Annotated in this window: 9 protein-coding genes; 7 read left to right on the forward strand and 2 right to left on the reverse strand. The window is 71.2% G+C overall.

The window, feature by feature from the left end:
* The first annotated feature begins 26 nt into the window (after nucleotides 1-26).
* Complete coding sequence (locus ABMQ42_RS18065) at nucleotides 27-641, forward strand: FMN-binding negative transcriptional regulator (protein ID WP_349724427.1); 615 nt, start codon at nucleotides 27-29, stop codon at nucleotides 639-641.
* Between the two features lie 49 nt (nucleotides 642-690).
* Here ABMQ42_RS18065 and ABMQ42_RS18070 read toward each other — a convergent pair whose 3' ends face one another.
* A complete protein-coding gene (locus ABMQ42_RS18070) occupies nucleotides 691-1353 on the reverse strand; it encodes a pentapeptide repeat-containing protein (RefSeq protein WP_349724429.1) in 663 nt (220 codons plus the stop codon).
* 207 nt (nucleotides 1354-1560) lie between these two features.
* Between ABMQ42_RS18070 and ABMQ42_RS18075 the strand changes: the two genes are divergently transcribed.
* Nucleotides 1561-1806 carry an AbrB/MazE/SpoVT family DNA-binding domain-containing protein gene (locus ABMQ42_RS18075; protein WP_349724431.1) on the forward strand — a complete coding sequence of 82 codons (246 nt, stop codon included), beginning with the start codon at nucleotides 1561-1563 and terminating at the stop codon, nucleotides 1804-1806.
* Nucleotides 1803-2204, forward strand: coding sequence for a PIN domain-containing protein (locus ABMQ42_RS18080; RefSeq protein WP_349724433.1), 402 nt, complete (start codon nucleotides 1803-1805; stop codon nucleotides 2202-2204). Before ABMQ42_RS18075 ends, ABMQ42_RS18080 begins: the two co-directional genes overlap by 4 nt.
* A gap of 143 nt (nucleotides 2205-2347) precedes the next feature.
* Here the strand turns inward: ABMQ42_RS18080 and ABMQ42_RS18085 are convergent, their stop codons facing one another.
* A complete protein-coding gene (locus ABMQ42_RS18085; RefSeq protein WP_349724434.1) occupies nucleotides 2348-3073 on the reverse strand; it encodes an NRDE family protein in 726 nt (241 codons plus the stop codon).
* 14 nt (nucleotides 3074-3087) lie between these two features.
* Here ABMQ42_RS18085 and coaBC point away from each other — a divergent pair, with 14 nt between their 5' ends.
* The 4 genes from coaBC (at nucleotide 3088) to ABMQ42_RS18105 (ending at nucleotide 6345) form a co-directional block, all read left to right on the forward strand.
* Nucleotides 3088-4296, forward strand: a complete 1209-nt coding sequence (coaBC, locus tag ABMQ42_RS18090; RefSeq protein ID WP_349724436.1) for a bifunctional phosphopantothenoylcysteine decarboxylase/phosphopantothenate--cysteine ligase CoaBC — start codon at nucleotides 3088-3090, stop codon at nucleotides 4294-4296.
* 99 nt (nucleotides 4297-4395) lie between these two features.
* Nucleotides 4396-5568, forward strand: coding sequence for a phospholipase effector Tle1 domain-containing protein (locus ABMQ42_RS18095; RefSeq protein WP_349724438.1), 1173 nt, complete (start codon nucleotides 4396-4398; stop codon nucleotides 5566-5568).
* A gap of 63 nt (nucleotides 5569-5631) precedes the next feature.
* Nucleotides 5632-6024 (forward strand): YbaB/EbfC family nucleoid-associated protein, encoded by a 393-nt coding sequence (locus ABMQ42_RS18100; protein ID WP_349724439.1) that lies wholly within the window; start codon nucleotides 5632-5634, stop codon nucleotides 6022-6024.
* A 3-nt stretch (nucleotides 6025-6027) separates the two neighbouring features.
* Nucleotides 6028-6345, forward strand: coding sequence for a hypothetical protein (locus ABMQ42_RS18105; protein WP_349724441.1), 318 nt, complete (start codon nucleotides 6028-6030; stop codon nucleotides 6343-6345).
* Nucleotides 6346-6442 lie beyond the last annotated feature (97 nt).

Here is a 6442-nt window from a genome sequence, read left to right on the forward strand (position 1 = left end):
CCACGATAGCCGCGTACGCTCCTTCTATGTACGTCCCCCACTTCAACCGGATCGAAGACCTCGACGCGGCGCGCGGGTTCGTGGCCGCGGCATCCGTCGCCACCCTCGTCACGACCGGACCCGACGGCGCACCCGACGCCACGCTGCTGCCGATCATGTGGCACGGCGATCGCGTCATCGCCCACTTCGCCCGGGCCAATGAGCACTGGAAGCGCATCGTCACCGGCGCGCCCGGCCTGTTCATCGTCTACGGGCCCGACGCGTACGTGACCCCGTCGTGGTACGCCGCCAAGGCCGAGCACGGCAAGGTCGTTCCGACGTGGAACTACTCCGCCGTGCAGCTGCGCGGCCCGGTGACCGTGCACGACGACGTCGAGTGGCTGCGGGATGCCGTGACCGCCCTCACCGACACGCACGAGACCCCGCGCGACGAGCCGTGGGCCGTGACCGATGCGCCCGAGAAGTACGTGAACGGCCAGCTGCGGGCGATCGTCGGAGTCGAGATGGCCGTGGAACACGTCGATGCGAAGGCGAAGTGGAGCCAGAACCGCTCCGACGCCGATCGGTCGGGAGTCGTCTCCGGCTTCGAGGCGGAGGGGCGGGGGGATGCCGCGGCCCGCGTCCGCGACGGCAGCCTCTGACCCGGCACCCCAGGTACCTGAACGAGCGCAGCGAGACGAAGGGCCGGACTCACCCGTCGACGCGCACGCCGAGGTGCTCGGCGAACAGGGGCGCCATGAGCACGGTCTGCTCGTGGCTGAGCGTCGCGCCGCGCATGCCCTCGATACCCGCGACCACGTGCATGTCGAGGCCGCGCAGGTCGACGTTCACCAGCCGGGCGCCGTCGAGCCGCAGCGTCTCGACCGTGCACTCGCCGAATGCGACGCGTGACAGCTGCGCACCCGACAGATCGAGCTCGTCGATCGTGCACCCGGTGAAGCGCACATCGCGCATGCGCGCGGCGCGCAGGTTGACGAAGCCGAGCTTGCTGCCCGAGACGACGACGTTCTGCCAGTCGGTGTCGTAGAGCTCCATCGATCCCATGCGCGAGCTGCGGATCTCGGCATCCCGCACCGTCGCCCGCGCCGCGGTGAACACCGGTGCGTTCATCCGCTCGATGCGCGTGGAGACGAACCGCGCCGCGCGCAGCTGCGTCTCGTGCGCGGTCACCCCGATCAGCTCGCACTCGTTGAACGAGAGGCCCGAGAGGTCGTCGCCCGAGATGTCGCCGCCGGTGAACCGGGTCGCGTCGACCATGCCGTGCGCCTCGAGGCGCGCGACGTCGCCGTCTTCGAGATCGTGCAGCTCGAGCGGATCGATGGACGGGGCGGCGAGTGCGGGCTTCTTCGACATCCGCTCGATCGTATCCGTGCGCTCCGACAGCGGACGACGAGCGGATGCCGCGGCCGGTCCGCGCGGGGCGAACGACCTCGCGAGATCATCCTTGTGCACGCCTTTGACGCCTCCGGGCGTGCACAAGGATGATCTCGCGTATCAGGGGTGGCGCGTTCGAGGAGTCGAATGGATGCCGCCGTCCCTCCAAAATGGTAGACTTTTACCATGTCCACTACCATCGATCCGGCCGGACGCCTCGTGGTGCCGAAGGCCGTGCGCGACGCGATGGGGCTGAAGCCCGGCGTGCCCATCGACATCGTGTACATCGATGGGCGCATTCAGATCGAGTTCGCACCGATCGACGCCACCGTCGACGCGTCGAACGGGCTCCCGGTGATCACGACGAGCGACGACGTCCCCCCGCTCACGAGCGAAGAAGTGCGTGCGACCCTGGAGACCACTCGACGATGACGCCCTCCTGCGACACCAGCGTGCTCGTCGCCGCGCTCGTGTCGTGGCATGAATCGCACGATGCCGCGCGCGAGGCGGTCGCCGACGTGCGTGTCGTGCCGGCGCATGTGCTGCTCGAGACGTACAGCGTCTTGACCCGCCTTCCGGCAGCACGACGAGTCGCACCTGTCGTCGCGGCAGCTGCGCTCGCGTCGCTGCCGTGGCGGCCGCTGTCGCTGAGCGCCACCGACCAGTCACAGCTCATCACCGAGCTCGCAGCCGCCGATGTCTCGGGCGGCGCGTCGTACGACGCACTCATCGCCGCGACAGCCCGCCGTCACGGTTTGACGCTGCTCTCCCTCGATCGGCGGGCACATCGAACGTACGACGCGCTCGGCGTCGACCACCGCCTCGTCTGACGCCGTCGCGCTCGAGCTCGCGAGGTCGCACCAGATCTCGCGAGAAGACATACGACCTCGCGAAAGAAGGTACGACCTCGCGAGGTCGCACAGGACCACGCGAGATCGCATGGCCCGCGAGCGCGGAGCACGACGCGCCCGGCTCAGCCCGGGCGCACCGGGCCGACGAGGGTCACCGGGTTCCACACGCCGGGGCGGTCGAACTCCGCGTACTCCACGTCGACCCCCGACGGCCCCACCGACGCCGTGCACAACAGCAGCGACTGGGTCGGGTATCCGTGCGCGTTGTTGTCGCGGATGATCGCCCGATCATCCGACGGGTCGAGCTGCGCGGTGCGGGCGAGCACCCGCATCCACTCGTCGGGGTCCGCGGCCGCGAACGCGTCGTGCCACGCCACGATGCGGGGCGAGCGCGCGTCGTCGAGGTCATGGTGCGCGATCATGTGCGTTCCCGGCGGCACGGTCAGCTCGGTGCGCACGACACCGTCCCAGGTGACCACGTGCACGCCCGAACGGTCGACGGTGACGAGGTTGAATCCCAGCACCGCGGGGGTGGGATGCGGCGGCCGCCCCGCGACCGCATCGAGAACGATCCCTCCCCGGGACACAGGCACGACCCCCGCGGGCACCGGCGGGCTCTCGCGGTTCAGCAGCACCGCGAGGCGGCCGGCCGCAGCATCCGCCGCCAACCACGCACCGCCCGCTCGCACATCGCGCACGCCGATCACGCCGGGGCGGTCGGGCCACCACTCTCCCAGCGGCTGCCACGGTCGCGCCGGGTCTTCATCGCGTACGGCGAGCATGCGCACGGGTTCGCCGGCGGCCGCCGGCACCCGGACGATCACCGTGCACACGGAGCACCCGCGCATGGGAGGATCGAGCCATGTTCGTGGTCGTGGGAGTGACCGGCGGCATCGCCGCGTACAAGTCCGTGCACCTGGTGCGCCTGCTCGTGAAGGCGGGTCATGAGGTGCACGTCATCCCCACCGCGGACGCGCTGCGGTTCGTCGGGCTGCCGACGTGGGAGGCCATCAGCCGCCACCCGGTGACCACGAGCGTGCACGACGATGTTCCGCAGGTGCGCCACGTCGCACTCGGACGCCAGGCCGACCTGGTCATCGTCGCTCCCGCCACGGCTGACTCCCTCGCGAAGATGGCCGCCGGACTCGCCGGCGACCTGCTGGGAACCACCCTACTTGCGACGACCGCACCGGTCGTCGTCGCGCCCGCCATGCACACGGAGATGTGGCGGCATCCGGCCACGCAGGCCAACATCGCGACCCTCGCCGAGCGCGGGGTGCAGATCGCAGGGCCCGCCGACGGCGAGCTGACCGGCGGCGACTCGGGCCCCGGCCGCATGCTCGAGCCCGAAGAGATCGTGGCGAAGGCGCTGGCCGTGGTGCACCCGGCCGACCTCGACGGGCTGCGCGTCGTCGTCTCCACCGGCGGCACGCGCGAACCCATCGACCCGGTGCGCTTCATCGGCAACCGGTCGAGCGGGCGGCAGGGCGTGGCGCTGGCTCGCGCGGCCGCCGACCGCGGCGCGGACGTGACGCTCGTGGCCGCGCACACCGACGACGGCGTGCTGGCCGATGCCGCAGGCCTGCCGGTCGTGCGGGCGACGACGGCCGCCGACCTGCTGACCGAGATGGTGGATGCCGCGGCCGACGCCGACGTCGTGATCATGGCCGCGGCGGTCGCCGACTATCGGCCCGCGTCGACCTCCGACGGGAAGCTGACGAAGGAGGGCTCGCGGCGCAAGGGCCGGTCGCTCGAGCTCGTCGAGACCGAGGATGTGCTCGCGACCCTCGCCGCTCGCCGGAGCGACGGGCAGACGCTCGTCGGCTTCGCCGCCGAGACCTCGCGCGGCGACGAGCTGCTCGCACGCGGGCGCCGCAAGCTCGAGCGCAAGGGCGCCGACCTGCTCGTGGTCAACGAGGTGGGCTGGGAGAAGGGGTTCGAGGCGAGCGCGAACGAGGTGGTCGTGCTGGGCCGCGGCGGGCATGTCGTGGCCGAGGCCGCCGGCACCAAGCGCGCGGTCGCCGACGTCGTGTGGGACGCGGTGCTCGCCGCGCGGGCCGCCGCGCGCTGACCACGCCGCGCGGGCTCGCCGCCGCGCGCTCTGGACCCGCGGCATCCACGCGGTATCAGCGACCGCGCGCAACGCCTCTCTCCTCAGAGGGAGGTCACCATGAGCGCCCCGATCACGCCGAAGAACATCGTCATCTGCCTCGACGGCACGAGCAACGAGCTCGATCACCATCCGACGAACGCCGCGAAGGTGTTCATGATGCTCGACCTCGACGACCCCGCGAAGCAGATCGCCTACTACGACCCGGGCGTCGGCACGCTGCCGTCGGCCACCGCACACGGCTGGATCGAGCGCCGTCTCTCCGAGCTGTGCGGCCTGGCGTTCGGCTTCGGCATGCGCACCAAGGTGAGCCGCGCCTACGGCTGGCTCGTCGAGCGCTACCGGCCCGGCGACCGCATCTACATCTTCGGATTCAGCCGCGGCGCCTACACGGCCCGCGCCCTGGCCGCGCTCCTGGCCCGGCCGGGGCTGCTGCGCAGCGGATCCGAGCACCTCGTCGACTACGCCGTCGCGCAGTACGTGAAGCCCGCCGGCACCCGCAAGGCGGTCGCGAAGCGCGCCGAAGAGGCGAAGGCGTTCGCCGACGCACTGTGCTGGGGCACCGCGGGCGAACCCATCTCGGGCGCGACCGGCGGGTTCGCGTCATCCACTCCCGACGATCTGGCCCGCGACATCCACGCGATCCCCGTCGAATACCTCGGCCTGTGGGACACCGTCGAGGCCTGGTTCGCGGGGCTCGGCAGCCTCGACTGGCCCGACACCGCGTCGCTGTGGAACGTGCGTCGCATCCGCCATGCGGTGTCGATCGACGAGGCGCGCCGGCCGTTCCGCTACCTGCCGATCGAGTGCCGCGCCGACTGCGAAGAGGTGTGGTTCCCCGGCGTGCACTGCGATGTGGGCGGCACCTTCGAGAATCACGAGCTCGCCACGATCGCACTCAAGTGGGTGTTCGACGGCATCTGCGGATCGCTCCTACTACGCGACGAGCAGACCGCCGCGATCTACCACCGGTACTGCGGCGTCGAGCGCGCCTGGGCGGATTCGGGCCCCGTGCACGCGAACGGCTGGGCCTGGAACCTGCTGCTGCCGCTGCACCGGCAGATCCCCGATCACGCCGTGCTGCACGCCTCGGTGCGCGAGCGTCGGGCGGCGACGCCGTCGTACCTGCCGTCGCTCGCGCGGGCGACGGCCTCGGATCGCTGGACCGATGATGAATGGTGGATGCCGCGGGTCGCGGCATCCACTCCCCCACCGGCACCCGTGCCGGTGTGAACATCGTCCGTTCGTGTCGATCCGTTTCCGCCCGCGCCGCATGTTGTCGTATCGTCGTTCGGGATGGATGGTTTCACAGCTGAGGATCCGGATGTTCTGATCGCCCGGGTGCAGGATCAGGTTGCGGCGGCGCAGCAGCGTGCGCAGGCCGCGCAGCAGATGCGGGCGCAGGTCGAGGCGGTCCGTGGCACCGCGTACTCGCAACGCCGGGAACTGTCGGTCACCGTCGACGCGTCGGGGCGGCTGGTGGATGTGGAGTTGTCGGATGCCGCGCTGGACCTGCGGGCACGGGATCTGTCACGCCTGATCATCACCACCGCGCAGGCCGCGTCCCGCGATGCCGGGCAGCAGGCGGTGGGTCTGGCCGCGGCCGCGTTCGGGGAGGACTCCCCGGTGGTCGCACGGCTGCGTGACGAGGTGACCGCCCGCACCGGCGTCCCGGACGAGGAACGGTAACCGGTGGCCGGTCAGATCACGATCGATCAGGACCTGATCATCGCCCACGCCGCACGCGTGCGACAGGTCTCCGCCGACGTGCAGACCGCACGGGACGCCGCCTCGGCCACCAGCATGTCCGGGGGCGCGTTCGGGATCCTGTGCGCGTTCCTGGTAGGCCCTGCCACCCTGGTCGCTACCGCCGCCTCCGCGGCGATCGGCTCCGCGCAGGGCCTGGTCGACCGGTCCGCCACAGAGATCCGCGGGGTCGGCGACGACATGGCCGCGTTCGAAGAGGAACTGGCTGCCTCCATCCGGCAGATCGAGGGGGCCCTGGGCTGATGGCCAACCCGCTGGTGGCCACCGCGCAGGACCACACCTCCCCGTTCGCGGGCACCCTGCTCCTGGAAGACGGCGCCGACCTGGTCGGTGCGATCAA

The sequence above is a fragment of the Microbacterium sp. KR10-403 genome, assembly GCF_040196215.1.
Lineage (GTDB): Bacteria > Actinomycetota > Actinomycetes > Actinomycetales > Microbacteriaceae > Microbacterium.

Excerpts from the sequence above, each read along its gene's own strand:
- ABMQ42_RS18065 (WP_349724427.1), top strand. The coding sequence starts at position 27 with ATGTACGTCCCCCACTTCAACCGGATCGAAGACCTCGACGCGGCGCGC.
- ABMQ42_RS18070 (WP_349724429.1), bottom strand. The coding sequence starts at position 1,353 with ATGTCGAAGAAGCCCGCACTCGCCGCCCCGTCCATCGATCCGCTCGAG.
- ABMQ42_RS18075 (WP_349724431.1), top strand. The coding sequence starts at position 1,561 with ATGTCCACTACCATCGATCCGGCCGGACGCCTCGTGGTGCCGAAGGCC.
- ABMQ42_RS18080 (WP_349724433.1), top strand. The coding sequence starts at position 1,803 with ATGACGCCCTCCTGCGACACCAGCGTGCTCGTCGCCGCGCTCGTGTCG.
- ABMQ42_RS18085 (WP_349724434.1), bottom strand. The coding sequence starts at position 3,073 with ATGCGCGGGTGCTCCGTGTGCACGGTGATCGTCCGGGTGCCGGCGGCC.
- coaBC (WP_349724436.1), top strand. The coding sequence starts at position 3,088 with ATGTTCGTGGTCGTGGGAGTGACCGGCGGCATCGCCGCGTACAAGTCC.
- ABMQ42_RS18095 (WP_349724438.1), top strand. The coding sequence starts at position 4,396 with ATGAGCGCCCCGATCACGCCGAAGAACATCGTCATCTGCCTCGACGGC.
- ABMQ42_RS18100 (WP_349724439.1), top strand. The coding sequence starts at position 5,632 with ATGGATGGTTTCACAGCTGAGGATCCGGATGTTCTGATCGCCCGGGTG.